At 67.6% G+C, this 26,202-nt stretch carries 20 protein-coding genes and 1 riboswitch; of the genes, 10 read left to right on the top strand and 10 right to left on the bottom strand.

The features are described from left to right. Positions 1-114 precede the first annotated feature (114 nt). From DX923_RS10775 to cobA, 4 genes are all read left to right on the top strand, one after another. Positions 115-546 (top strand): MarR family winged helix-turn-helix transcriptional regulator, encoded by a 432-nt coding sequence (locus DX923_RS10775; protein ID WP_116114796.1) that lies wholly within the window; start codon positions 115-117, stop codon positions 544-546. A gap of 134 nt (positions 547-680) precedes the next feature. Further along, positions 681-762, top strand: a riboswitch (adenosylcobalamin (AdoCbl) riboswitch). Between the two features lie 68 nt (positions 763-830). After that, on the top strand, positions 831-3,050 hold the full coding sequence (locus DX923_RS10770; protein WP_116114794.1) for a putative cobaltochelatase: 2,220 nt from the start codon (positions 831-833) through the stop codon (positions 3,048-3,050). Beyond that, on the top strand, positions 3,050-3,661 hold the full coding sequence (gene cobO / locus DX923_RS10765; RefSeq protein WP_116114792.1) for a cob(I)yrinic acid a,c-diamide adenosyltransferase: 612 nt from the start codon (positions 3,050-3,052) through the stop codon (positions 3,659-3,661). Before DX923_RS10770 ends, cobO begins: the two co-directional genes overlap by 1 nt. Then, positions 3,658-4,677, top strand: coding sequence for a uroporphyrinogen-III C-methyltransferase (gene cobA, locus DX923_RS10760; protein WP_346218085.1), 1,020 nt, complete (start codon positions 3,658-3,660; stop codon positions 4,675-4,677). The genes cobO and cobA overlap by 4 nt, the downstream gene beginning before the upstream one ends. A gap of 22 nt (positions 4,678-4,699) precedes the next feature. Here cobA and DX923_RS10755 read toward each other — a convergent pair whose 3' ends face one another. Beyond that, positions 4,700-5,488, bottom strand: coding sequence for a cobalt-precorrin-6A reductase (locus tag DX923_RS10755; protein ID WP_116116288.1), 789 nt, complete (start codon positions 5,486-5,488; stop codon positions 4,700-4,702). A gap of 180 nt (positions 5,489-5,668) precedes the next feature. Between DX923_RS10755 and DX923_RS10750 the strand changes: the two genes are divergently transcribed. After that, on the top strand, positions 5,669-5,986 hold the full coding sequence (locus DX923_RS10750; protein ID WP_116114788.1) for a hypothetical protein: 318 nt from the start codon (positions 5,669-5,671) through the stop codon (positions 5,984-5,986). A gap of 32 nt (positions 5,987-6,018) precedes the next feature. Here the strand turns inward: DX923_RS10750 and DX923_RS10745 are convergent, their stop codons facing one another. From DX923_RS10745 to mutA, 4 genes are all read right to left on the bottom strand, one after another. Beyond that, positions 6,019-7,704 carry a phytoene desaturase family protein gene (locus DX923_RS10745; RefSeq protein WP_116114786.1) on the bottom strand — a complete coding sequence of 562 codons (1,686 nt, stop codon included), beginning with the start codon at positions 7,702-7,704 and terminating at the stop codon, positions 6,019-6,021. Positions 7,705-7,914: 210 nt separating this feature from the next. Continuing rightward, positions 7,915-8,955 carry a methylmalonyl Co-A mutase-associated GTPase MeaB gene (gene meaB, locus DX923_RS10740; protein ID WP_116114784.1) on the bottom strand — a complete coding sequence of 347 codons (1,041 nt, stop codon included), beginning with the start codon at positions 8,953-8,955 and terminating at the stop codon, positions 7,915-7,917. Next, entirely contained in the window at positions 8,948-11,191 is a 2,244-nt protein-coding gene (gene scpA / locus DX923_RS10735; protein WP_116114782.1) for a methylmalonyl-CoA mutase, read from the bottom strand. Before scpA ends, meaB begins: the two co-directional genes overlap by 8 nt. Further along, entirely contained in the window at positions 11,191-13,101 is a 1,911-nt protein-coding gene (mutA, locus tag DX923_RS10730) for a methylmalonyl-CoA mutase small subunit (protein WP_116114781.1), read from the bottom strand. Before mutA ends, scpA begins: the two co-directional genes overlap by 1 nt. A 497-nt stretch (positions 13,102-13,598) precedes the next feature. On the opposite strand from mutA, the gene selD reads away from it, so the two are divergent. Beyond that, positions 13,599-14,627: a selenide, water dikinase SelD gene (selD, locus tag DX923_RS10725; protein WP_116116287.1), complete on the top strand. Its 1,029-nt coding sequence runs from the start codon at positions 13,599-13,601 to the stop codon at positions 14,625-14,627. Positions 14,628-14,699: 72 nt separating this feature from the next. Here the strand turns inward: selD and DX923_RS10720 are convergent, their stop codons facing one another. Continuing rightward, entirely contained in the window at positions 14,700-16,046 is a 1,347-nt protein-coding gene (locus DX923_RS10720) for an L-lactate MFS transporter (RefSeq protein ID WP_116114779.1), read from the bottom strand. 233 nt (positions 16,047-16,279) lie between these two features. Beyond that, the gene (locus DX923_RS10715; protein WP_116114776.1) at positions 16,280-16,813 is read right to left on the bottom strand and encodes a hypothetical protein; all 534 of its coding nucleotides are present in this window, start codon (positions 16,811-16,813) and stop codon (positions 16,280-16,282) included. 108 nt (positions 16,814-16,921) lie between these two features. Here DX923_RS10715 and DX923_RS10710 point away from each other — a divergent pair, with 108 nt between their 5' ends. Further along, positions 16,922-17,977 carry a threonine aldolase family protein gene (locus DX923_RS10710; RefSeq protein ID WP_116114774.1) on the top strand — a complete coding sequence of 352 codons (1,056 nt, stop codon included), beginning with the start codon at positions 16,922-16,924 and terminating at the stop codon, positions 17,975-17,977. Between the two features lie 11 nt (positions 17,978-17,988). On the opposite strand, the gene DX923_RS10705 is transcribed toward DX923_RS10710, so the two are convergent. Continuing rightward, positions 17,989-18,819, bottom strand: coding sequence for an SGNH/GDSL hydrolase family protein (locus DX923_RS10705; RefSeq protein ID WP_116114772.1), 831 nt, complete (start codon positions 18,817-18,819; stop codon positions 17,989-17,991). After that, positions 18,816-19,505: a uracil-DNA glycosylase gene (locus DX923_RS10700; protein WP_116114770.1), complete on the bottom strand. Its 690-nt coding sequence runs from the start codon at positions 19,503-19,505 to the stop codon at positions 18,816-18,818. The genes DX923_RS10705 and DX923_RS10700 overlap by 4 nt, the downstream gene beginning before the upstream one ends. A 323-nt stretch (positions 19,506-19,828) precedes the next feature. Between DX923_RS10700 and DX923_RS10695 the strand changes: the two genes are divergently transcribed. The 3 genes from DX923_RS10695 (at position 19,829) to DX923_RS10685 (ending at position 23,675) form a co-directional block, all read left to right on the top strand. Then, on the top strand, positions 19,829-20,650 hold the full coding sequence (locus tag DX923_RS10695; protein ID WP_240322599.1) for an ABC transporter ATP-binding protein: 822 nt from the start codon (positions 19,829-19,831) through the stop codon (positions 20,648-20,650). Positions 20,651-20,653: 3 nt separating this feature from the next. After that, on the top strand, positions 20,654-23,209 hold the full coding sequence (locus DX923_RS10690) for an ABC transporter permease (RefSeq protein ID WP_116114767.1): 2,556 nt from the start codon (positions 20,654-20,656) through the stop codon (positions 23,207-23,209). 181 nt (positions 23,210-23,390) lie between these two features. Further along, a complete protein-coding gene (locus tag DX923_RS10685) occupies positions 23,391-23,675 on the top strand; it encodes a DUF3263 domain-containing protein (RefSeq protein ID WP_430732303.1) in 285 nt (94 codons plus the stop codon). Positions 23,676-23,718: 43 nt separating this feature from the next. On the opposite strand, the gene DX923_RS10680 is transcribed toward DX923_RS10685, so the two are convergent. Beyond that, positions 23,719-26,010: a 2,4-dienoyl-CoA reductase FMN-binding domain-containing protein gene (locus DX923_RS10680; protein ID WP_116114763.1), complete on the bottom strand. Its 2,292-nt coding sequence runs from the start codon at positions 26,008-26,010 to the stop codon at positions 23,719-23,721. Positions 26,011-26,202 lie beyond the last annotated feature (192 nt).

Raw genomic sequence — 26,202 nt, 5'->3', positions numbered from 1 at the left:
GTTTGATTACTAGTCACCAAAAGCACGATAGGCACGACCGGCCCGTCCCGTCCACGATTTCGCGCTCACCGGATCCGCGCGTCGGCCGTCCCCCCACGCATCCAGGAGCGGCCCATGACCGATCTGGCCCGACAACTGCAACGGGTGTACGTCCTCCTCGACGACGGAGAACGACGGGCCCTGTCCGCCCAAGCCGTCACCACCACCCAGTACGCCATGCTCCGCACCCTCGACGACGGGCCGGACGAGGGACTGCCCGTCAGCCGACTCGCCGAACGGATGCTCTGCACCCGGGGCAACACCTCGCGGGTTGTCGCCCGCCTGGAGAACGTCGGAATGATCCGTACCGGCAGCCACGGCGACGACCAACGACTCGTCCTCGTCCAACTGACCGACGAAGGGCGCGCCACCCTGGGCCGCGCCCGCGAAGCCGTCACCGCCGCCGACCGTCGCCGGTTCACCGGGATGGACCCGGACGAGCTGCGCACCCTGACCGGCCTGGTCGACCGCCTCGCCATCGTCCTGGCCGCCGACCTCGCCGAGTGACCACCCCGAGCGGACACGCCCCCGATCGACAACGCAGAACACGACCCGACCGGCAGCCACCGACCCGACCACGGGCCCGCTGCCACTGACGATGCCGACAACCTGTCGGCGTCATGCGAGAATCGCCACGGCGAGGGTGGAGGAATCCGGTGCGAATCCGGAACGGTCCCGCCACTGTGAACGGTAGCTCGACGCCGTGAGTCAGGACGTCTATCCCGCTGCCGGAGATGTCACCCGTCTCCGGCCCGAACCAGAGCGGGCGAGGCACCCGCAGGAGGCCCGGTATGACGACCTACCCCTTCGCCGCCGTCGTCGGCGCCGACGACATGACCCTGGCCCTGACCCTGTGCGCGATCTCCCCGGAGATCGGCGGGGTCCTCGTCCGCGGCGAAAAGGGCACCGCGAAATCCACCGCCGTCCGCGGGCTCGCCGCCCTCCTGCCAGACCAGGACGTCATCACCGGTTGCCGATTCGCCTGCGACCCCGCGGAACCCGATCCGCGATGCCCGGACGGCCCCCACCCGGCGCACACCGGGCCCGATGCCCCCGACCGCACCACCACCCGACCCGCCCGGCTCGTCGAACTACCCGTCGGCGCCACCGAGGACCGCGTCCTGGGCTCCCTCGACCTCGAACAAGCACTCGGTGAAGGCCGCACCGCCTTCGAACCAGGTCTGCTGGCCGCCGCCCACCGCGGCATCCTCTACGTCGACGAGGTCAACCTGCTGCACGACCACCTGGTCGACCTCCTCCTCGACGCCGCTGCCATGGGCCGCTGCACCGTCGAACGCGAAGGTGTATCCCTCAGCCACGCCGCCCGCCTCATGCTCATCGGCACGATGAATCCAGAAGAAGGCGAACTGCGACCCCAACTGCTCGACCGCTTCGGGCTCACCGCCGAGGTCAGCGCACCCCGGGAACCCGCCGTCCGGGTCGAGGTCGTCCGCCGACGGATGGCCTTCGACGCCGACCCCGACGGCTTCACCCGCCGCTACGCCGACGCCCAGACGGACTTGCGCCACCGGATCGCCACCGCCCAACAAGCCGTCGCCCGAGTCCGTCTCGGCGACAGCGCCCTCCTGACCATCGCCCGGGTCTGTTCCGGCTTCGACGTCGACGGGATGCGTGCCGATCTGGTCACCGCCCGTGCCGCGATCGCTCATGCAGCCTGGGCCGGACGAGACACCGTGACCAGAGAGGACATTCGGGCTGCTGCCCGGCTGGCACTCCCACACCGTCGCCGCCGCAACCCCTTCGACGCCCCCGGCCTGGACGAAGACCTCCTCGAACAACTCTTGGGACCGGACGAGCCCGAAGACCCGCAGGACGACCCCGACGGCCATGGCCCGCAACCTCCGCAGGACGACCCCGCCGACACCGGACCGGAAGCCGACACCGGACCGGAAGCCGACAACGCGGAGAAGAACCCCGCCCCGGCCGCGCCCCGCGCCGGAGACGGACCCCAGAGCACGGACGCCTCCCACCAGGAAAACCCGTCCGTCGAACCAGCCTCCGCGACCGCCGAGAACCCCGGCGACACCGAGACCCCCGCCACGGACACCCCGGTCCCGGGCGCCGCTACCGCGCAGGGCACCGCCGTCCCCGACGCCCCCTTCCGCGCCCGCCTGATGACCGCCCGCGGCACCGGACGAGGAACCGCCGGAAAACGAAGCCGCGCCCTGACCGGCGTCGGCAAAGTGATCGGTGTGGCCCCGGGCTCAGGCGACCAGGCCCGGCAAGCTCCCGGTGTCGGAGGCATCCACCTGCCCGCCACGATCCGGGCCGCCGCACCCCACCAACCCCGCCGAGGCCGCGGCGAAGGCGACGCCCTCGTCCTCCACCGTGAGGACGTCCGCCGGTCCCGCACCGAAGGCCGCGAATCGAACCTGGTCCTCCTCGCCGTCGACGCCTCGGGATCGATGGCGGCCCGGAAACGGATGAGCGCCGTCAAAGGTGCCGTTCTCGCGCTCCTGCTCGACGCCTACCAGCGCCGCGACAAGGTCGGTCTGATCACCTTCCGCGGCGACGACGCAGAACTCGTCCTGCCACCCACCTCGTCGGTCGACATCGCCGCCCGCCGCCTGGCCGACCTTCCCCACGGCGGACGGACCCCCCTCGCCGAAGGGCTCCTCGAAGCCGGACGGGTCCTGGCCCTCGAACGGCTCCGCGACCCGCACCGACGCCCACTGCTGGTCGTCGTCACCGACGGCCGGGCCACCTCCGGACGAGACGCCCGCCCCCGAGCCCAAGCCGTCGCCGACCAGCTACGCGCCGCCCAGATCGACACCGTGGTGGTCGACTGCGAATCGGGACGGGTCCGCCTGGGAATGGCAGCCAGCCTCGCCGCCCACCTGGACGCGCAATACCTGCGCCTCGACGAGGTCGCGGCGAATGCCATCGTGAACGTGGTCCACGAACACACTCGTGACCGTCATGCCCGGGCCGACGAGCAGCGTCACCCGGGGGCTCCACGGAGCCACGTCAGTAGAAAGGATGTCGCCTGATGAAGGGGCAGATCGTCGTCGACCCCAAGGACGGGTTGACGACGCGGGAGAGGCGCCACCGCCCGATCCTGGCCGTGAACACCGGCGAGGGAAAAGGCAAATCGACCGCCGCTTTCGGCATGGCGATGCGTGGCTGGAACCAAGGATGGTCGATCGGGATCTTCCAGTTCGTGAAGAGCGCGAAATGGCGGATCGGCGAACAGAGCGTCTTCGAGACCCTGCACCGGGTACACGAACAGACCGGCGAAGGTGGCCCTGTCGAATGGCACAAGATGGGCTCGGGTTGGTCCTGGACCCGTAAAGAAGGCAGCGAGGTCGACCACGCCGCCGCTGCCGCAGAAGGCTGGACGGAAGTGAAACGCCGGATCGCCGCCCAGACCCACCAGCTGTACGTCCTCGACGAATTCACCTACCCCATGGCCTGGGGATGGATCGACGTCGACGACGTGGTCACCACCCTGCAGGAACGCCCCGGCCACCAACATGTCGTCATCACCGGCCGTCGCTGCCCCGAACCCGTCCTGGAGATCGCGCAACTCGTGACGGAGATGACCAAGATCAAACACCCCTTCGACGAAGGGCAGAAAGGCCAGAAGGGGATCGAGTGGTGACCGGCTCACTTCACCTGGAAGTCTCCGGAAGGCGGGTACTCCTCACCGGGTCGGGGCCCGAACTCCCCGCCATGGCACACCGACTCCTGGCTGCCGGAGCCCAGGTCGAGGTGGCTGCCGATGACGCGACGACCTCTCTGAGGGACCTCGCCCAACGGGGGCTCGTCACCCTGTGCACCCACGCAGACCACGCCGCCTACGACCTGGTGATCTCCTGCCGCGAACGAGCACAAGAGACGGAACCTGCGCCGCGGACCCACGGCGAAGTGGTCCTGGTGGGTGGCGGACCCGGTGACCCCGACCTGCTGACCGTAGCCGCCCTGGCCGAGCTGCGAGCCGCCGACGTCGTGATCTACGACCGGCTGGCTCCGCTGGCCGCACTCGCGGAAGCACCACCGGAGGCCGTGCTGATCGACGTCGGCAAGATCCCGCGGGGGGAGTACACCCCGCAGGAGCGGATCAACGAATTGCTGATCGAGCACGCCCAGGCCGGCCGCAGGGTGGTGCGTTTCAAGGGAGGTGACAACTTCGTCTTCGGCCGCGGCGGGGAAGAAGCCCTGGCCTGCCGCGAGCGGGGGGTGCCGGTGCGGATCGTACCGGGAGTGTCCTCGGCGATCGCCGGTCCGGCGTTGGCCGGAGTGCCGGTGACCCACCGTTCGCTCTCTCAAGGGGTGACAGTGGTCTCCGGGCATGTTCCGCCCGGTGACGTGCGTTCCTCCGTGGACTGGGCGGCATTGGCTCGGTGCGGTACCACCCTGGTGATCCTGATGGGGATGCACGCCTTGCCGCAGATCACCGACGAGTTGGTACGAGCAGGGATGTCTGCGGACACTCCGGCGGCGACCATCGCCGATGCCGCGCTGCCGACGATGCGAGTGGTGCGTTCCACGGTGGCTGGTCTGGCCGCAGCAGTGGCTGAAGCCGGACTGGGCGCTCCTGCCGTGACGGTGATCGGTGAGGTGGCCGGGATGGACCTGCTGTCCGTGGCTGTGGAGGCCGTTGCCGCTCAGGGATGAGGCCGGGCGCGTGAGCGGAGGTTCATCTGCTGGCGGTGCGGGGCGCCGTAGCTCGGAAGAGCCACTCCTGGGCTGCGGCGACGTCGTCGACGACGTCCACCTCGGGGGGCAGGGCCGGCCGATGCACGATGACCACGGGGATGCCCAGGTGGTCGGCGGCGTCGAGTTTGGCTGCGGTGAGCTGTCCGCCGGAGTCCTTGGTGGCCAGCACGGCGATCTGGTGTTCCTGCATGAGGTCGACCTCGTCCTGGTAGGTGAAGGGTCCGCGGTTGCGCAGCACCGTCCAGCTGGCGGGTAGGTCGATGTCCGGGGGTTCGACGAGACGCACCAGAACCGGTGCCGCAGCGATCGGCGGACAGGAAACGAAGTGCCGCAGGGTGTTTCGCCCGGTGGTCAGGAAGATCGGACCGGTGATCCGGGAGAGTTCCTCGGCTGCGCCGGGGTGGTCGGCCACCCAGGTCCACCCGGGTGCGCCGGGGTAGCCGACCCAGCTGGGTCGTTGGAGCCGCAGGAAGGGGATTCCTGTGGCGGAGCAGGCGGTGGTGGCATTCCGGGTGATGGTCGAGGCGAAGGGATGAGTGGCGTCGACGACGGCGCTGATGTGCTGCTCGCGAAGGTATTCGGTCAGACCGTCGGCGCCACCGAAGCCGCCGAGACGGACCTGGCCCACCGGCAGACGGGGGTCGGAGACCACGCCGGCCAAGGAGGACAGGAAGGGGATGCCGGAGTCGTGGAGGAGGTCGGCGAGTCGGCGTGCCTCGCCGGTGCCGCCGATGAGGAGCACGGTTCCGGTGGGGGCGGCCTGGGGCATGGGCCCCATCGTACGGAGAGTGGGGGTGAACTCGGGACCCCATTCGGCATGCATCATCAATTCTCTTGTGGCTCAATTGAATCTGAATGTTCTGCGTCGGTCGATCGATTTCGGGAGGCACCGGCGGCACAGAAATAAGACCACCGACATGCGAGACATGCGAGCTGAGAGGCACCACCGATGGGCGACGAGCCAGAGGTCAGAGCGGGAACCCGCCAGCCGAGCGGACGGATCACCACCGACTTCCACCTGAACGACGCCTTCGTCGAAGCCGTCGGCCACACCACCGCCACCCGTTTCCTCGACCTCCTCCACGGCGTCTCCCGCACCCACGGCGGACGACCGGTCGACGAGATCGAGAAAGAACTACGTGACCAGCTCGACGCGCTGGGAGTCACCGTCACCGATGTGGAGGTGAACAGTTTCGCCGACCAGATCCACCGCTCGGAATGCACCGTGAAACAGGTGGGACCGGACGAAGCCATCCCCCGTTCCTGAAGACCGGACCCCACCAGACGACGGGAACGGCCTCAGTCGTGCAGACCGGCCCAGATCGGCGCAGGATCGGCATACCACCGACGCAGCGCGGACACGCGCAGGCCGTCGATCCGCCGTCCGACCGGGCCGGAATCCGTCAATGCAGCCCGGGCAGCCAGGTAACCGCACGCCCCATGCACCCCACCACCAGGATGGACGGCCGCACTGCCCAGATAGAGCCCCCCGACATGTGTCCGCGGGCCGCCCGCACCGGTGAACGGCCGCCAGAGTGCTTGCTGAAAGAGCTGCTGCGTCCCGCCACCGACCGCGCCCTCGCCCAGGTTCGCATCCGCCGCCTCCATCCCCGACGGGGTCTGCTCCCAACGATCCACGATCAGGTCACGCCAGTCGGGCGCGAACCGGTCCATCATGCGTTCGCTCGACTGCACCACCTGCCGGACCGCGCCCTCATGGGTCATCCCTCGCGGCAGATGGGTGTACAACCAGAGCGTCTCCGTTCCGGACGGGGAACGTGAAGAATCGATGCTGGTCATCTGCCCGACCAGGGCGAAAGGCTCCTCGGGGAGGACACCGGTCTCCAACTGGGAGGTCCAGCGGACCATCCCCGGAGCGTCGAGCCCGACATGCACCACACCCGCGCCACGAGCCTGCCCGGCGGTCCACGGCACCGGCCCGGACAACCGGTAGTTGAGCTTCACCGTCGGCAGATCCCACAAGAAGTTCGTCAACCGGGTACGGACCCCGGCCGGGACCACTTCCGGATCGAGCAGCCGACCGTACAAGGCCTGTGCGCTGGTATCGGCGACCACCGCACGGCGAACAACGATCCGTCGACCGTCGGCGACCTCCACCCCATGGACCCGACGGCCGCGCACGACGACCCGGGTCACCGCAGAACCCGTGTCCACCCGGGCCCCGGCGGCCTGCGCACGGTGCGCCAAGGCCCGGGCCAATTCCCCGGTGCCACCCACCGGCGAAGGGAAACCCACGTCCTGGGCCAACATGGCCATCAACCAGCCGAAGACGCCACTGACCGGCGCGGTCGGCGGTACATCGGCATGCATCGCATTGCCGGCCAAGAGGTCCCGAGCAGCTTTCCCCCGGAAGAGCTCCTCACCCATCCGCGAACTGGGCAACATCATGAAACGGACGAAATCCGGCATATGCCGGGCCCCGACCGCGGAGACCAGACGCCGGGTCGCGCTCACCGGTGGCCAGGCAGTGAGCAAAGCCTCCAGGAAAGGCCCCTTCACCGCGTCGTACTGCTCCGCCAAGCGCAGCCAGGTCCGAGCATCCCGAGGATCGTCCTGGCCCAGGATCTCAGCCGTATCGGCGGCCTGACGACAGATCGCCGGGACGTCGCTTTCCTGCGGACGGGACAGATGTGCGACCTGGACGCGGGCCCTGGCCCAGCGCAGCCCGTGATTCTCCAGCTCCAGCGCGCGCAGGACGGGGGAGGCCAATGCCAGCGGATGACAGGCGCTGAACTCGTCCGTCGTCCACCCTCCCCGGACGACGGAATTCACCGCACCGCCGACGGTGGGCCGTGCCTCCAGGACGAGGACGTCCCAGCCTGCGTCGGCCAGGACGGCTGCGGTGACCAGACCGTGATGGCCGGCCCCGATGACGACGGCGTCGACGGTCTCGTCGACTCCGGGGCTCCTCCGGAGGGTGCCGGGGGAGAAGGCCCGGTCTTCGGTGGGCAGATCGGTGGACACAGGGACCTCGCTGCGGACTCGGTCGGGGATGCGGTCGTCCGGGGCAGCTCGCCCCGATGTTCGTTCCCAGCCTGACCGGAACCGGGCGCAGGAACAACCTGGGCTGGTCCGAGGGAGGACGAGCGCGCACCGGACGCGCCAGGGGCGGGCCGCCCGATGTCCGGGTGCCCGCCCCTGGCGGTCGTAACGCTCAGCCTGATGTCGGCCGACTCAGCGTGGGTTTCCTGCCGAGGAAGGTTCGTTCGCCGTCTGTTCCTGGGCGGCGAGCATCCCGGCGACGAAGGCCTCCAACAGGGTGCGGCTGCCCTCGGGGGCGGCCATCCGGCCGGTCATCACCTGGTGTTCGATGTTCTCCCGCACTGCGAGCACCTGAGGCGAATGGTGCAGGCTGTCCAGGGCTTCGGTCTCCGTGAGTGCCCACAACCAGGAACGCTGCTGTTCGGCGCGCCGCTCCTGCAGGGAGCCTTCCTGATCGAGCCGGTCCCGGTGGGCCGTTACCGCGGACCACACCTCGTCCAGCCCGGCACCTGTGCGCGCACTGCAGGTCAGCACCTCCGGCGCGGAGGCCGAATCGCCGGCCATCAGGCGCATCGCGCCGCGCAGCTCACGGGCACACACCCGGGCCTCGCCCTCGTTGTCGCCGTCGGCCTTGTTGACCGCGATGACGTCGACACGTTCGAGGATGCCTCGCTTGATGCCCTGGAGCTGGTCGCCGCTGCGGGCCAGCGCCAACATGAGGAAGGTGTCGACCATTTCGGCGACGGCCACTTCTGACTGGCCCACGCCGACGGTCTCCACGAGGACCACGTCGTACCCGGCGGCTTCGAGCACGACCATCGACTCCCGGGTTGCCCGGGCGACGCCGCCCAGGTGCCCACCCGACGGTGACGGGCGCACGAAGGCGTCGTCGCTGGCAGAGAGTTGGGCCATCCGGGTCCGGTCACCCAGGATGCTGCCGCCGGTGCGGGAACTGCTGGGGTCGACGGCGACCACGGCGACCCGATGACCCGCTTCGATGAGGCGGGTGCCCAGGGCGTCGATGAAGGTCGACTTACCGGCTCCTGGTACACCCGAGATGCCCACCCGCATCGCCGCACCGGTGTGTGGGGTGAGCTCGCGGAGTAATTCCCGGGCCTGTGCCCGGTGGTCGGGGCGGGAGGACTCGACGAGGGTGATGGCCCTCGCCACGTCCAACCGGCGCCCCGACCTGACCCGTTCAGCGGCCCGTACGGCGTCGTACGGCTCAGCCATGCGTCTCCTCACCCTGCGCAGCAGCAGCGGATCGGGCGGGGATGTCGGCGCCGAGCCGCGTGAGCAGCTTTTCCAGCAGACCGGCCGCGGCTTCGGTGATGACCGTTCCGGGCGGGTAGATGTCGTCGGCACCGGCTGCGCGCAGCTCGTCGAAGTCCTGCGAGGGGATGACCCCGCCGACCACGATCATCATGTCGTCCAGACCCGCGGAGTCCAGCTCACGTCGCAGCGCAGGCACGAGCGTGAGATGTCCGGCGGCCAGGGAGGAGACGCCCACGACGTGGACGTCGGCCTCCAGAGCCTGCCGAGCGACCTCGGCGGGGGTCTGGAAGAGCGGGCCCACGTCGACGTCGAAGCCGAGGTCGGCGAAGGCGGTGGAGATCACCTTCTGCCCTCGGTCGTGGCCGTCCTGTCCCATCTTGGCGACGAGGATACGTGGGCGACGGCCTTCGGCCTTCTCGAAGGCGGCGACCAGTTCCTGCGCGCGGGCGACGGATTCCACCCCGCCGGCCTCCTTCCGGTAGACGCCGCTGATGGTGCGGATCTGCGCGGTGTACCGACCGAACTGCTTCTCCAGAGCGGAGGACATCTCGCCGACGGTGGCCTTGGCTCGGGCCGCGTCGATGGTCAGCGCGAGCAGGTTCGCGCCGCCACCGGCCGAACCGCTGCTGTCCGCAGCCGCATTGGCCAGCTTCTCCAGAGCGGCGCGGGTCTCGTCCTCGTCCCGTTCTTCGCGGAGACGACGCAGCTTCTCGATCTGGCTGGCCCGCACCGACGCATTGTCGACCTTGAGGACCTCGATGGGCTCCTCGCCCTCGACCAGGTACTTGTTGACTCCGATGACCGGCTGCCGTCCGGCGTCGATCCGGGCCTGGGTGCGAGCGGCCGCTTCTTCGATACGCAGTTTCGGAATACCGGCTTCGATGGCCTTGGCCATACCGCCGGCCGCCTCGACCTCTTCGATGTGCGCCCAGGCGCGCCGCGCCAGGTCGTAGGTCAGCTTCTCCACATAGGCGCTGCCACCCCACGGGTCGATGACTCGGCAGGTGCCCGACTCCTGCTGGATGAACAGCTGGGTGTTCCGCGCGATCCGGGCGGAGAAGTCGGTCGGCAGGGCGATGGCCTCGTCGAGGGCGTTGGTGTGCAAAGACTGGGTGTGCCCCTGGGTCGCGGCCATCGCCTCGATGCAGGTACGCACCACGTTGTTGAAGACGTCCTGCGCGGTCAAGGACCACCCGGAGGTCTGGCTGTGTGTGCGCAGCGACATCGACTTGTCGTTCTTCGGGTCGAACTGGCGCACCAGCCTGGCCCAGAGGAGCCGGGCCGCACGCATCTTGGCGACCTCCATGAAGAAGTTCATCCCGATCGCCCAGAAGAAGGACAGCCGCGGCGCGAAGGCGTCGACGTCCAGGCCGACCGCGCGTCCGGCCCGGATGTACTCGACACCGTCGGCGAGGGTGTACGCCAGCTCCAGGTCGGCAGTGGCCCCGGCCTCCTGCATGTGATAGCCGGAGATCGAGATCGAGTTGAACCGCGGCATGTTCTGCGAGGTGAACGCGAAGATGTCGGAGATGATCCGCATCGACGGCGCCGGCGGGTAGATGTACGTGTTCCGGACCATGAACTCCTTGAGGATGTCGTTCTGGATGGTTCCGGACAGCTGCGCAGGGGTGACACCCTGCTCCTCGGCAGCGATGACGTACAGCGCCAGCACGGGCAGCACGGCGCCGTTCATCGTCATTGACACACTCATCTTGTCCAACGGGATGCCGTCGAACAGGGTGCGCATGTCGTAGATCGAATCGATGGCCACCCCGGCCATACCCACGTCGCCTTCGACGCGCGGGTGGTCGGAGTCGTAACCACGGTGGGTCGCCAGGTCGAAGGCGACCGACAGACCCTTCTGGCCCGCGGCGAGGTTACGCCGGTAGAAGGCGTTGGACTCCTCCGCAGTGGAGAACCCGGCGTACTGGCGGATCGTCCACGGCTGGTTGGCGTACATGGTGGCGTACGGCCCGCGCAGGAAAGGCGGAGCGCCTGGCACGGTGTGCAGGAAGTCGAGCTGGGCGGTGTCGGCTTCGGTGTACAGCGGCGGCACCAGGATCTGCTCCGGCGTCTGCCAGCCCGCGCTGTACGACGCATTGGAGGACACCAGCGACTGCCAGCGTTCGGCCGAGTCCTCAGCCGGACGACCTGCACCCAGGTCGATGCCGTCGAAACGGGGAATGGTACTCATCAGCGGTCCTTCCGGGTCGCATCGGCGGAGGCAGTGGCCGGTGCTCCGATGAGGTCGAGGATCGACGACAACGCAGTCACCACATCCATACCGGCGAAGATCGAGTCGTCGACGGTGTCGGCACCTTCGCCGAGTTCGCCGGGACGACCTGCGATGTAGATCTTGTCCACGCCGACGTCACGCAGGGCCTTCGCCACGGCGACGCCTTGCTCGGCATAACGGTCGGCAGAGGAGCAGAGCACCGCCACCCGTGCACCGAGTTCCTTCGCCTGCGCGGCGATCTCCTCCGGGGTACCGCCTTCGCTACGCGGAGTGGCCAGACCGCCCACGGCGAGCAGTGCGCTGGTGAAGGTCTCCCGGGCGCCGAAGTCACGGCGGGCACCCAAACAGGCCAGGAAGACCGGCGGAGCCGACCCTGTTTCCTGCTCATGGGCCAGGGAGCGGTCGCGCAGGGCCTCGAAGACCTCCGAGTCCCGGTGCGGCTCGAGACCCCCGGACGAGGCCGGAACCGCAGGGCGAGGCCGACGTTCCAGCGGTTTTTCCGCCACCTGGGGGAACATGCTGACCCCGGTGAGCGGGAGCTGACGCTTCGCGAGCCGCTTGGCCCGCTCGGCGACGGTGGCACCGATACGGTCACGCACCAGCAGGTCGGCCAGGGCGCGGGTCATCCCGCCTGCGGCCTCGACCTCCTGGAAAGCGGCCCATGCGCTCTGGCTCATCTCATCGGTGAGCTGTTCCACGTACCAGCTGCCACCGGCGGGGTCGAGGACCCGGCCGACATTGCTCTCCTCGGCGAGCAGGACCTGGGTGTTGCGGGCGACACGGCGGCTGAACTCGTCGGGCAGCCCGGCCACGGTGTCGAAGGGAAGCACGGTGATGGCTTCGGCAGCACCGACGGCGGCGCCGAAGCAGGCCATCGTGGTGCGCAGCATATTGACGTACGGATCGTCCCGGCTCATCATCCGCCAGGAGGTGACCACGTGCAGACGGGCACCGCGTTCCTTCTCCGGGACTCCGCACTCCTCGCCCACCCGGGCCCAGGCCCGACGCAGCGCGCGCATCTTGGCGATGGTGAGGAATTCGTCGGCGGTCGCATTGAGCCGGAACTCGATCTGTGAGAAGGATTCGGCCGGGCTGATCCCGGCGTCGGCGAGAATACGCAGGTAGTCGACTCCGGTGGCGACGGCGAAGGCGATCTCGTCGACGTCTCCGGCTCCGGCGTCATGGTACGGCCGCATGTCCACCGAGATGGCCCGTACCTGCGGGTAGTCGGCGAGGCAGTCGCGGACCGCGGCGACCATGCCCTCCGTGCGGGGTTCTTCCCCGGTGCGGGCGGCGGCACCGAGCGGGTCGAGCCCGAGGTTGCCGCGGGCCTGACGGGTGACCAGGCCACGTTGGCGCCAGACGTCGCGCAGGGTCTGGGCGGCGGCTTCCTGATCGGTGGCGCTGGTCACACAGACGGGTGCCAGGTCGAGCAGGACGTCTTCGAGGACGGTGCCGAGGTCTTCGGCGTGCACGGCATGCTCACCGATCTCGAACCACAGGGAGGTCGCTCCGCGCTCGAGGTCGGTCATGACGGCTTTGCGGGTGATCGCGGAGTCGGGGTCGTCGTGCAGGGAGCGGACTCCCCAGGGCACGTCGGCCGGCCGGTATCCGCTACCTCGGGTGAAGGGCATCACTCCGGGATGGCCGAGGGCAAGGGGGGCGTCACCTGCTTCGTACAGGCAGGGGATGCCGATGCCGTCCACGGTGGTGGTGTGCAGCTTGGCTTCGGCCGTGGCCCCGTCGAGGCGTTTGTCCTCGGGGCGTCCACGGTTGAGGACCTTGGCGACCAGGCCCTGCCACTGGTCGTGGCTGAGCGTGTCGAATCCGTCCGCGAGGGGGAGGAATGTCTCGTCGACGGAGGTCATGGGCGGGCCTCCTTTCCGGAGGGAGCACAGGACAGCGGACCCACGATGGGGTTGTCGGGCATGGCTGTCCTTGAATGGTGTGAAGGGTGCGCATGATCGTCGACGCAGGCAGGATCGCCCATGTCGTGCCATCCGGGGCGCGGCAACGCTCCGGTGGTCCAGTTGGGAACGGGCATCACGAAGCGGGTCCTCCCCGAATCGTGCCTCCGCAGCGGATGCCGTCGGGGCGTCCCGGCCGCGGACCGGGCCGTCTCGGCGGCACCTGCCTGTGAAGGCGGTGAACACGGGCGCGCCACGTCGCGTGGCGCACTGGCGGTCTCCGGGGACCGGATACCTCTACACCTCCCAACCGGGGCTGGGAGAACCAGCGTTTCCACTGTATCCGTCGACCGGGTGCGCCAATACGGCCTTCAGTCCCGGTTCGCGGTGGATTGTGCCTCCGACGCAGGGCGTCTTCGCCCGGTTCGGGACGATCTGCCCCGGTGGAAGTGCTGTTGATGGCTAAGGTCGGCGTCGTGGACAACGATGTTCGATTGACGAGATATGCCGCTGGGGGTGGGTGCGCGTGCAAGCTTCCGGCCGGTCAGCTGGAAGCCTTGGTGGCCGGTTTGCAAGGGGTGTCGCACCCGGATCTGATCGTCGGTCTCGATGACGGGGACGACGCATGTGCGGTGCGCCTGGCCGCGGGACCGGACGGGGCGGACAGGGCGATCCTGTCCACGGCGGATTTCTTCACGCCGATGGTCGACGATCCGTACGACTGGGGGCGGGTGGCTGCGGCGAATGCGCTCTCCGATGTCTATGCGATGGGTGGTCGGCCGATCGCGGCGATCAACCTGGTGGGGTGGCCGGTGGATCTGCTGCCGGACGACCTGTTACGTGAGGTGCTCCGGGGAGGGCTGGACGTCGCGGCGCAGGCAGGGTGTCCCCTCGCCGGAGGTCATTCGATCTCGGCGCCGGAGCCTCTGTACGGCATGGCGGTGACCGGGGTCGCCGATCCGGCTCGGCTTCTGCGCAATGATGCGGCCCGGCCGGGGCTGCCGTTGACGTTGACGAAACCGGTGGGGGTCGGCCTGCTGAACAACCGGCACAAGGCGACCGGGGAGAGCTTCCCACAGGCGGTGGCGTCGATGACCACGCTGAATGCCACGGCTTCCGAAGCAGCGTTGACGGCCGGGGTGCAGGCCTGCACCGATGTCACGGGTTTCGGGCTGCTCGGTCATTTGTTCAAGATGATGCGGGCCTCGGGGACGGTGGCCGAACTGGAGGCTTCGGCGGTTCCGGTGCTGGCCGGGGCCCGGGAGGCTTTCCGGGACGGTTTCGTCCCGGGTGGTTCCCGGCGCAATCTGGATTGGGTTCGGCCTCAGCTGGAGGTGGGGTCGGGGGTTGACGAGGAGGATCTGCTGGTGTTGGCCGATGCGCAGACCTCTGGTGGACTGCTGGTGGTCGGGGAGATCCCGGGGTGCCCGGTGATCGGCCAGGTCGTTCCGGCTGATGGGGGCGCGACGGTGCGGGTACGCCGCTGACCGGGGATGGGGACGAGGAAGGGCGGGCAGCTTCCCGGCTGCCCGCCCCTTCTGTGCTCGTTCTGCCGTGGTTCAGACGGAGGTGGTCTCCTGGGTCTTGGGTTCGGCTGCCACGGACTTGGGACGCGGCGGCTTGGTGATCATCGGGATCAGCGATCCGACGAGAGCGATCGTTCCGATGACGGTGTAGGCCAGCAGGTAGTTCTTCTGATCACCGTTACCCAGTAGTGCGGAGGTCAACAGCGGTCCGCTGACTCCGCCGATGGACCAACCGACCAGCATCAGCCCGTAGATGCCACCGGCATTGCGCACGCCGAAGAACTTGCCTGCGGTGGAGGGCAGCGCGCCGAAGCTGCCGCCGTAGCAGGTGTAGATGATCGCGGCGAGCATCGCGAAGACGGCGGGGGAGGCACCGACGCGGGGCAGCAGGATGAGGCAGACCCCCTGGATGCCGAGGATGGCGGCGAAGGTCGGCATCTTGCCCAGTTTGTCCGAGGCGGCTGCCCACAGGATGCGCCCGGCTCCGTTGAACAGCCCCATGATGCCGACGAGCCCTGCTGCGCTGGCGGCGTCGTACTGGGCGATGGAGGAGGCGGAGTCAGCTGCCACGGAGACCAAGGAGATCCCGGCGGTGACACAGAGGGTGAGGATGAGCGTCAGCAGGTACCACTGCGGGGTGAGCAGGGCTTCTTTCTGCGTGAAGTCGCGGTTTCCGCTTGCGGCGACCGGCTGTGTGGCCCGGCGGGCGGCCATCCCGGCGGGGAGCCATCCTTGCGGGGGGTTGGTGAACACCATGGCACCGAGCACTCCGATGACCAGGTAGACGACGCCGAGGATCAGGAAGGGTTTGGCGGGATTGGTCCGGTCGAGCTGGATGAGGAATTGGGCCACCGGGGAGGCGATCATCGCGCCGAAGCCGAAGCCACCCACGGCGATACCGGTGATGACGCCGGCGCGGTCGGGGAACCATTTCTGCAGCAGGGCGATCGGCACGATGTAGGCCAGACCGAGCCCGAATCCGCCGAGGACGCCGTAGGAAATGACCAGTAGCCACAGCTGACCTGGTTCCTGCGCGAAGGAGCTGATCATATTGCCGACGGAGTACAGCAGGACTCCGGCCAATGCGACCGGGCGTGGCCCGTGGCGGTCCTGGACCCGGCCGCCGATGAAGGAGCCCACGAAGATCATGGCGATGCAGGTCTCGAAGGGGATCGAGGCCTCGAAGGGGGTGAGCTGCATCCGTGATTCAGGGGACTGGAAGGCCTTACTGAAGGTGCTCCAGGCGTAGACGGCGCCGATGGCCAGCTGCACCATCACGCCGCCGATCAGGATGAGCCACCGGTTGACGGGTATCTGCAGGGATCTTTTCGGGACGTCCTCCTGTGGGCCAGAGAAGGCGGGGGAGGAGGTGTTCGTCATGACCGGCCTTTCCTGCGGTGCTGCCTCGAGTCGGTGGTGTGGGCCGAGGCCCCTCCCCGACGGGCATCGCGTCGGGGGCCGGATTCGACGATACCCAACCAGGTGAGCGGCCTTTTCGACGGTAGGTGCATTTGGTGCATCTCTGGTCGGGGACAAGACGCGACGTGGGGCCGGGACAAGATCCCGGCCCCACGTCGCGGGGGACCGATCGGGTCGAGGTGGTCGCCCTGGAATCAGGACTTACGGGAGTCGGCGTACGTGGTGAGCGCGGCCAGGACGCCTGAACCGGCGGCGAGCACGGTCCGGGGGTGGGAGCAGCCGCGGTCGGACAGACGTTGGGTGATGGCATTGCTGACCTTGCGTCCGCCGACGCTGCTCGCCACCATCAGGCAGACGCCGCCGGCGACGAGGAACCATTGGGTCGGCTCGGCCATTTCGGAGAGCTTCTGGGGGATGGCTTCACGGGGGTCTTCCTCCTGCTCTGCGCCTTCCTGCTGGTTTTCCTTCTCCTCCTCGCGGACGTGGAGTTCGCCCAGGAGCACCGATGCGGCGGTGGCTCCGACGACCAGGGTGGTCTTGGCGGCGATGCGGGCGGTCCGTGAGGGGATCCATTCGGGCATGGCTTCCCAGAGGAAGACGAGGAGACCGCTGCCGACGGCTGCGCCGACCTTCAAGGTGGTGGGCGAACAGTTCAACTTCTCGAGGGTGCAGCACGAGCGGCGGTTCTCCGCCGCCGACCAGGCCGGGAGGGTGGGGTTCTCGGGCATGTGGACTCCTGGGGTGGGTCGGAGGGGGATGCCCCACACTATCCCGGTGGTGACAAGGACGAACCTGAAGGTGCCTCAAGCAATCCGGTCGCACAGTAATCTGCACTCATGAGTTTCGAGCGTCTGCACGATCCGGTTCGGGTCGCTTTTGCTTCCGACAATTATTCCGGGGTGCATCCCGAGATTCTGGAGGCTCTGGCCGTTGCCAACGGCGGGCATGTGGTCAGTTATGGCGCGGATCCGTACACCGGGCGGCTCGCCGAGGTCATGCGGGGACATTTCGGGCCGGAGGCCGAGGTGTATCCGGTGTTCAATGGCACGGGAGCCAATGTCCTTGCGCTGATGGGGATGGCCCGGCCCTGGGATGCGGTGGTCTGCACGGACGTGGCGCATATCAACAACGACGAGTGCGGTGCGCCGGAGAAGACCGGCGGTCTCAAGCTGGTTCCGGTGGACACCGTGGACGGCAAGATGACGCCGGAGCTGCTGGACACGAAGGCGCGTCATTACGGTTTCGAGCATGCAGCTCAGCCGCGGGTGCTCTCGTTGACCCAGGCCACCGAGGCGGGCACCGTGTACACGGTCGAGGAGCTGGCTGCGGTGGTGGATCGGGCGAAGTCGCACGGGATGGTGGTTCACCTGGATGGCAGCAGGCTGGCCAATGCAGCGGCATCCTTGGGGGTTCCCTTGCGGGCGTTGACGACTGATCTCGGGGTCGACCTGCTCAGCTTGGGCGGCACGAAGAACGGACTGTTGGGGGCGGAAGCAGTGGTGGTGCTTTCCCCCGAGGTGATGCCTGGGCCGCTGTACCTACGCAAGTTGACGATGCAGCTGGCCAGCAAGATGCGCTTTCTCTCGGCGCAGCTCGTCGCCTTGTACGAGGGGGACCTGTGGCGTTCGTCGGCGGCGCACGCCAATGAGATGGCCGCTCGGTTGGCGGATCGGGTTGCTTCGGTCCCGGGTGTCCGGGTCACTCAGGACGTACAGGTCAATGCGGTGTTCGCGGTGATGCCTCGTCCTGCGGCGGAGCGGCTGCGGGAGCGTTATGCCTTCTACGACTGGGACGAGTCGACCGGTGAGGTGCGGTGGATGTGTTCTTTCGACACCTCGGAGCGGGATGTCGACGATTTCGTGGCTGCGGTGCGTGAGGTGATGCCGGCCTGAACCTTCTGGGGTCAGCTGGTCGGTTCTGTCCGGTCCCGGTAGTGGGTCAGTTCGGCACGTTTGGCGGTCCGATGGTCCCCGGAGCTGCGTCCGGTGAGGCGACGGTGCACCCAGGGGCGCAGATGGACGTTGACCCATTCGCGTTCGGCGCGGATCCGTTCGGCCATGCCCGGCGGGGGTGCCGGTGGTAGCGGGGTCTCCCAGGAGGTGTCTTCGGGAGAGTAGCCGAGCGCGGCGAAGGCATTGAGGGCTACGCGGCGGTGGCCTTCGTCGGTCATGTGGATGCGGTCTTCGGCCCACATCCGCCAGTCCTTGATGGATTCCATGCCCCATTGGTCGATGACATGGCATCCGTGGCGGCGGGCGATGGTCCAGATGTTCGCCGTGTGGATGGCGTGGCGTCCGCGGACGTGTCTGAGCAGGGGAGCTCCGGCGGGGTCGGTGGGGGTGGCGAGCAGGACGTCGGCGCCGGCGGCGCGGGCGAGGACGACGGCTTCTTCCAGTCGGGCGGCGAGGGCGTCCATGTCTGCGCGGGGCCGGAGGATGTCGTTGCCGCCGCCGACGATGGAGATCAGGTCTGGTTCCAGGGCGAGGGCGACGGGCAGTTGCCGGTCGGTGATGTCGGTCAGGAGGCGTCCGCGGACGGCGAGATTGGCGTAGCCGAGCTCGGTGCCCTCCCGGCGTGCCACCTGGGCGAGCATGGCGGCCAGCCGGTCTGCCCAGCCGAGATATTCGCCGGGGTTCTCGGGGTCCGGGTCGCACATTCCCTCGGTGTAGGAGTCGCCGATGGCGACATAACGCTGCCAGGGCTGTTCCGGGGGAGTCACGCGGGCGAGGGTCACGGCAGGCTCCAGTCGATCGGGTCGGCCCCGGCTCGGACGAGGAGCTCGTTGGCTCGGCTGAAGGGGCGTGATCCGAAGAATCCGGATCGGGCAGACAGTGGCGAGGGGTGGGCCGACTCGATGAGGGGGATACCGGTGAGCGCTGGGGCGAGGGAGCGTGCGTCCCGTCCCCAGAGGATCGCGACGAGTGGTTGTCCGGCGGCGGCGCGTTCGGCGAGGACGGTGATCGCTCGGTCGGTGACGGCTTCCCATCCTTTTCCGCGATGGCTGGCGGCGGCGCCGGGGCGTACGGTGAGCACTCTGTTGAGCAGCATGACGCCTCGGTCGGCCCAGGGGGTGAGGTCTCCGCAGGTGGGACGTTCGACGCCGAGGTCGGTGGTCATCTCCTGGAAGATGTTGACCAGGCTCTTCGGGACGGGGCGGACGTCGGGGGCGACGCTGAAGGAGAGGCCGACGGCATGGCCCGGGGTGGGGTAGGGGTCCTGGCCGACGACGAGGGCTCGAACGTCGGGCAGTGGTCGGGTGAAGGCTCGTAGGACGTTTTCCCCGGCGGGGAGGTAGCCGCGTCCGGCGGCGACTTCTTCCCGGAGGAAGGTTCCCATGGAGCTGATCCGGTCGGCGACCGGTTCGAGGGCTTCGGCCCAGGTGGGGTGGACGAGCTCGGCGAGTGGTCGTGGTGCGGACACGGCCTCACCTTAGCGAGTCCGTCACGGGCGGTGGTGGTCCGGTCGGTACGCGAAAGTTCCGGCTGGTGGGGCGGGGTGATTTGCGGCGGGTAATTGTCCCAGGAGGTTGGGGTTCTGGATAGGGGGCGAAGAAGGCCATTCCGTGAAGCGGAACAAAAGGGCTTTATAAGGAATATCCTCCGGTTCTTCGGCATATGTCTAATTCCGCATGGAATGGATATTCTTCTTAAGTTGGGAGGCGAATGTCGCCGGGCGAGCCGGTCCGTAGCCGCATTCGATTGATCGGCGGTTTTCCGGACCGCGACCGAGAGCAGAGGAAACCGATGACGCAATTCGACGGAACGGCCCAGGGCGAGGACTCGGCCCAGGCAGGTCCCGGGGCCGGGGTCGCTGCAGCAACACGACAGTTGGTCAAGGTCTATGGGACCGGATCGGCGCAGGTGGTGGCTCTGGACCGCGTGGATGTCGATATCTACAGCGGAGAGTTCACCGCGATCATGGGCCCTTCCGGTTCGGGAAAATCGACTCTGATGCATTGCATGGCAGGCCTGGACTACGTCACTCAGGGTGAGGTCACCATTGGCGGTGTCTCCTTGTCGACGTTGAGCGACAAGAAACTCACCGCGCTACGCCGGGACAACATCGGTTTCATCTTCCAATCCTTCAATCTGATCCCGACGTTGACGGCGAAGGAGAACATTCTGTTGCCGATGTCGATCGCCGGCCGGAAACCGGACCAGGGCTGGTACGACACGGTCATCGAGACGACGGGGCTGGCCGACAGGCTGTCGCACAAGCCTTCGGAGCTTTCCGGGGGGCAGCAGCAGCGGGTGGCCTGTGCTCGGGCGCTGGTCTCTCGCCCGGACATCGTCTTCGCGGACGAACCCACCGGCAACCTGGATTCCCGTTCTGGTGCCGAGGTGTTGGCTTTCCTGCGGCACAGCGTCGACAAGTACCGGCAGACCTTGGTGATGGTCACCCACGATCCGACAGCGGCCGGCTACACCGACCGGGTGATCTTCCTGTCGGACGGCCGGATCGTCTCCGAACTGCGCCGACCCACTCCGGAAAAGGTTCTGGAGACGATGACCTCGCTGGACCGTCGGGCGGCGGCGTCGGTGCTCGGCGACCGTGCGGGGGACTGACCCATGTTGAAGGCCTCGTGGAAGAGCTTGTGGGCCCGCAAACTCGCGCTGATGCTCTCGACGGTGGCGATCGTCCTGGGAACGGCTTTCGTGGCCGGTGCCTACACCTTCACCGACATGCTCGACAGCGCTTTCAAGGGCATCTTCAGCGGCGCCGTCTCCGATGTCAACGTGCAGACCAAAGGAGCCGATACCTCCTTGGCGATGGGTGGTACAAATCGTCAGCTGAGGGCCCAGGACGTGGACAAGGTCAGCCGGGTGGAGGGCGTGCAGTCGGCCTACGGCTTGATCGCAGACCCCATCAGCACCTTCGTCCTGGACAAGAAGGGCAAGAGCATGTCGATGGGGGCTCCAGGTATGGGTCTCAACTACATCGACGCGCCGGCCATGGGCGGACAGCCGGGGCTCGTCGTGAAAACGGGCCGGGCGCCCAAGGGCGAGGGCGAGGTGATGATCGACCCGCAGTCGTTGAGCAAGGGCGGTTATGCCCTCGGGGACAAGGTGAAGATCGTGACCCCGGGTAAGGTCGGCACGATCGAGCCGACGGTCGTGGGCACGGCCGTCTACGGGGCCAAGGGGTCCACGGGCGGAGCCTCGTACGCGATCTTCGACACGCCGTATGCGCAGAAGATCTACCTCGAGGGTGCCGACGCCTTCCACGGGGTGTGGGTGACGGTGGAACCTGGCGCGGACCCCAAACAGGTGGCCGACCGGATGGCAGCGTTGATGCCGGACGGTTTCGAGGCCAAGACGGGCCAGGACGTCTCGGACAACTTGAACAAGGCCATGGCCGGGCAGATGAAGTTCATCACGTACTTCCTGCTGATCTTCGCCGCGATCGCCTTGCTGGTCGGATCGTTCCTGATCTTCAACACCTTCTCCATCCTGGTCGCGCAACGCGGACGGGAGATGGCACTGATGCGGGCCATGGGGGCCAGCCGAGGACAGATCACTGGCAGCGTGTTCTTCGAAGCAGTTTTCATGGGGCTGATCGGTTCCATCGGTGGGCTGTTCTTCGGGTTCGTCCTGGCCTTCGGGATCTCCCAGCTGTTCGGCACGCTCGGTCTGGACATCTCCGGCGTCGGGATGCGACTGACCTGGTCGGCGGTGATCGCCACTTTCGCCGTAGGTCTCCTGGTGACGCTGGTGGCGGCGATGGTGCCGGCGGTGCGTGCTGGTCGGGTTCCGCCGGTGGCGGCGATGAGCGGTGACATGATGACCGGCAAGACCGGGCTGGGTTGGCGGATCGTCGGCGGCGGCATCGTGCTGTCCGCCGGGGTGGTCCTCTTCCTGCTCGCACTGTTCAAGGACAGTCTGGACAACCGGATGGGCTTCCTCGGTGTCGGTGCTCTGCTCACCTTCCTCGGAGTGGCGGCATTGAGTCCGATCCTCGGGGCCCCGGTCATCTGGGGTGTCGGTCAGGTGAACAAAGCACTCTTCGGGACGGTGGGTCGACTCGCCGAGGTCAATGCGGCACGTAATCCGCGCCGTACGGCGGTCACGGCCTCGGCGTTGATGATCGGCCTCGCCTTGGTCACCTCGCTGGGCACCTTGGGCGCATCGATGAAAGCGAGTACGCAGGAAACCGTCACCAAGGCGCTGCGAGGTGACTTCGTCGTGCAGAATCCCACCCAGATGCCGTTCACGTCCGCAGCAGGAGATGCGATAGCGAAGGTCTCCGGCGTCGCCGCAGCACATCGGGTCTCGCACGCTCCAGGACGGCTGGACGGGGACGACGCCTATTTCGCGGCGATCGACGCAGGCTCCTTCGACAAGATCATCAAGCAGACCATGGTCCGGGGAAACCTGGCCGACTTCCGGGGCGACGCCATGCTCGTCGACGAGGGCAGCGCCGAAAAGGCGAAGAACAAGGTCGGCGACACCGTGACCGTTCACCTCAACGGCCGGGACATCCCGGTCAAGGTGGTCGGGGTCTTCGCCACGGAGAAGAACGCCGGCATCGGCCACCGCATCCTGACGCGAGAGACCCTGCAAAAGACGGGACTTCTCCTGCAGGACAGCATGGTCACGGTCAACGTGGCTGGAGGCGCCGACAAACAGAAGGTACGGGAGGCCCTGGACAAGGCCGTGGCCGATCTGCCGATGGTCACCGTCGCCGACCAGGAGGAGTACGCGAAGGCCCAGAGCGCAGGGATTGACCAGCTGCTCTACCTGCTCTACGCCCTGCTCGGCCTGGCCATCGTGATCGCCATCTTCGGGATCGTGAACACCCTGGGACTGTCGATCATCGAGCGCACCCGTGAGATCGGCCTGTTGCGAGCGGTCGGACTCAACAAGGGACAGATCCGCACGATGGTCACCCTCGAATCCGTCACGATCGCCTTGCTGGGGTCGGTGCTCGGGATCGTCCTCGGGCTGGCCTTCGGGGTGGGTATCCAGCAAGGGCTGGCCGACGAAGGCCTGAAACAGCTCGTCCTTCCCTGGGGACAGATCGCGATCTCCCTGATAGTGGCTCTGATGGTCGGCGTCCTGGCGGGTCTGTGGCCGGCGATGCGGGCCAACAAACTCGACGTCCTGAAAGCGATCGCTGCGGACTGAAAGCCGGTTTCCGGCCGTTCCGGCCCTTTCGGCGGGAGCTGTCCTCGGGCGGCTCCCGTCGTCGTCCCCCTTCGGTTTTCTTGCTGCTGCGGACATCCCGGGCAGGCGAATGACACGGCTGTGCTTTCCTGGCAGAGTGAAGGGCGGATCGGCGGTTGCTAAGGAGGAGCCCTTGATGGAGATGGTGCCCCGTGAGGCGGACGAACCGGGCGTCGAAACACTGACCGAGCAGGAGACGAGACTCCTGGCTTTCGAGCGGCAGTGGTGGAAATATGCCGGGTCGAAGGAACAAGCCATCCGGGAGATCTTCGACATGAGCGCCACGCGGTACTACCAGACCTTGAACGCCCTGATCGATACCCCGCAGGCCTTGGCACACGACCCCATGCTGGTGAAAAGGCTGCGGAGGGTGCGCGCATCTCGGCAACGCCAGCGCACCGCCCGGCGGTTGGGAATGCAGGCCTGACCAACCCGGACGAGGTGGGCCGGAAATGCTCCGGCCCACCCGATCACAGCTCTGCCGCGAGACGCACGGCCTGATCGATGGCCCGCTTCGCATCCAGCTCGGCGGCCACATCGGCACCTCCGATGACATGGACCCTCACCCCTGCTTCGACGAGCGGGTCCACGAGCTCACGTACCGACTCCTGTCCGGTGCAGATCACCACGGTGTCCACCTTGAGGGTCTGCGCCTTCCGAGGCACTTCCGGAACAGGGGCGACCAACCCCCAACGTGACCGGGTGCTCTCGACCCGGCCGGATAGATCGCTACCGAGAGAGGACACTCGGTCGATCCCTTTCTCGGCGTAGGACCGAGGAACACGGGGCAGACGAGCCAACGCCAGCCCACCGAGCTGACCGGCGGCAGTCAGCGCCGGGCGTACGGCGGAGGCCACCCCGGCCACTGCCGTCGTGGCCCCGGCCCACAGCCCGGGGACGCCGCCCGGCTGTGCCCCGGCAGGCCGAGGCCCGGGCACCGTGATGTGCAGCCCCTGATCGTCGATCCGTTCATAGGTGACCCCGGGAATCAAGGTCACCTTCTTGGCACGCAGCGAAGCCCGATGCACCCAACCGGTGGTCTTGCCCAGCCCCCGGCCGATCGGAGTGACCTTGCGCTGCAGGAGATAGACCTCGCGAGGACTGGACGAAGGCTGAGGCTGCTGTAGGCCACCCGGGACGGTGCGATGGTCGCCCACCCCCCATTCCCGCCGCCACGCGGTGAGATCCAGCGCAGTCGACTCCCGATGGGTGAGGTACTCGCTGACGTCCACACCGATGCCCCCAGCGCCCAGGACGGCCACCCGGCGCCCTGCGGTGCGCTCGCCGGACAACAGCTGGGCGTAGGTGATGACATCGACCCGGTCGATACCCGGGATCTGGGGAACTCTCGGACTCACCCCAGTGGCGAGAACGACATCGTCGTACCCGTTCCCGATGAGGGACGTCGTCTCGGCCCGGGTGTTCAACCGCAGCCGGACACCAGTGCTCTCGAGCCGACGGTTGAAATAGCGGATGGTCTCGGCGAACTCTTCTTTCCCGGGGATCTGCGCGGCCAGCTCGAACTGGCCACCGACCCGTTCGGAGGACTCGTAGAGATCGACCTGATGTCCGCGTTCGGCCAGCGTGGTGGCAGCAGCGAGCCCAGCCACCCCTGCCCCGACGACAGCGATCTTCTTACGGCGGATGGTCGGGATGATCCGCAGGCTGCGCTCACGCCCTGCTCGGGGGTTCACCAGGCAGGAGACCGGTTTGCCGACGAAGGTGTGATCGAGGCAGGCCTGGTTGCAGGCGATGCAGGTGTTGATCTCCTGGGCGCGGTCAGTGGCGGCTTTGGCCACCCAGTGGGGGTCGGCCAGGAACGGCCTGGCCATGGAGACCAGGTCGGCTTGACCGCTGGCCAGGATGTGTTCGGCCACATCGGGGTCATTGATGCGGTTCGAGGCAATGACCGGGATGTGGACCTGCTGGCGCAGATCGGCGGTGACCTCTGCGAAGGCTGCCCGCGGTACGGAAGTCACGATGGTGGGTATACGGGCTTCGTGCCAGCCGATGCCGGTGTTGATCAGGGTGGCTCCGGCGGCTTCCACCGCTTGGGCGGTCTCGACGACTTCTTCCCAGCTCTGTCCGCCTTCCACCAGGTCCACCATGGAGAGTCGGTACTGGATGATGAAGTCGGGCCCTGCTGCTGTGCGAGCTGCGGCGACGACCTCTTCGACGAGGCGTCGTCGTCGGCGTGGATCGCCGCCCCAGTCGTCCTGGCGGTGGTTGGTGCGTTCGGCGAGGAACTGGTTCAACAGGTAGCCCTCGCTACCCATGATCTCGATGCCGTCGTATCCGGCCTCTCGCGCGCATTCTGCGGCGGTGGCGAACCCGGATATCTGACGGCGGATGCCGGTCTCGGACAGTGCGAGGGGGGTGAAAGCCGAGATGGGTGCCTTGATCCGGGACGAGGAGACGATCAACGGATGGTGTCCGTACCGTCCGGAGTGGAGCACTTGCAGCAGGATTTTGGCGTCGTGGGCGTGCACGGCATCGGTGATGGTCCGGTGCCGTGCGATGTGCCGGGGGGCGTACATGGCTCCGGCGCCGGGGTAGAGCGATCCTTCGGGTGTCGGGGCAAAACCTCCGGTGACGATGAGCCCGACGCCGCCGATCGCTCGTTCGGCATAGAGCTCGGCGAGGTCGTCGAAGGTGGTCGGGGAGTCCTCGAGGCCGGTGTGCATGGAGCCCATCACCACCCGGTTCCGCAGGGTGGTGAATCCGAGATCGAGCGGGGCGAGGAGATGCGGGTACGGCGTCATCGGCGTCTCTCCTGAGTGAAACGGGTTCGCGAGGACGCTAACACCGGGGGATCGCTCTGCGACGGTGTCGCGGCGTGAACTGGGCCACGCCGACTCCGGAGACATCGTCACCGAGGGTCTGGGGCAGAGCCGAACCTGGGCTGTCCAGGAACAGAGTCGGATTCCGAATGAATTCGGATCGGGTGGCATTCT

This window comes from Austwickia chelonae, assembly GCF_003391095.1.
Taxonomy (GTDB): Bacteria; Actinomycetota; Actinomycetes; order Actinomycetales; family Dermatophilaceae; genus Austwickia; species Austwickia chelonae_A.
The sequence above is the reverse complement of the archived record's forward strand: the minus strand, read 5'-3'. Positions and strand labels throughout refer to the sequence as shown.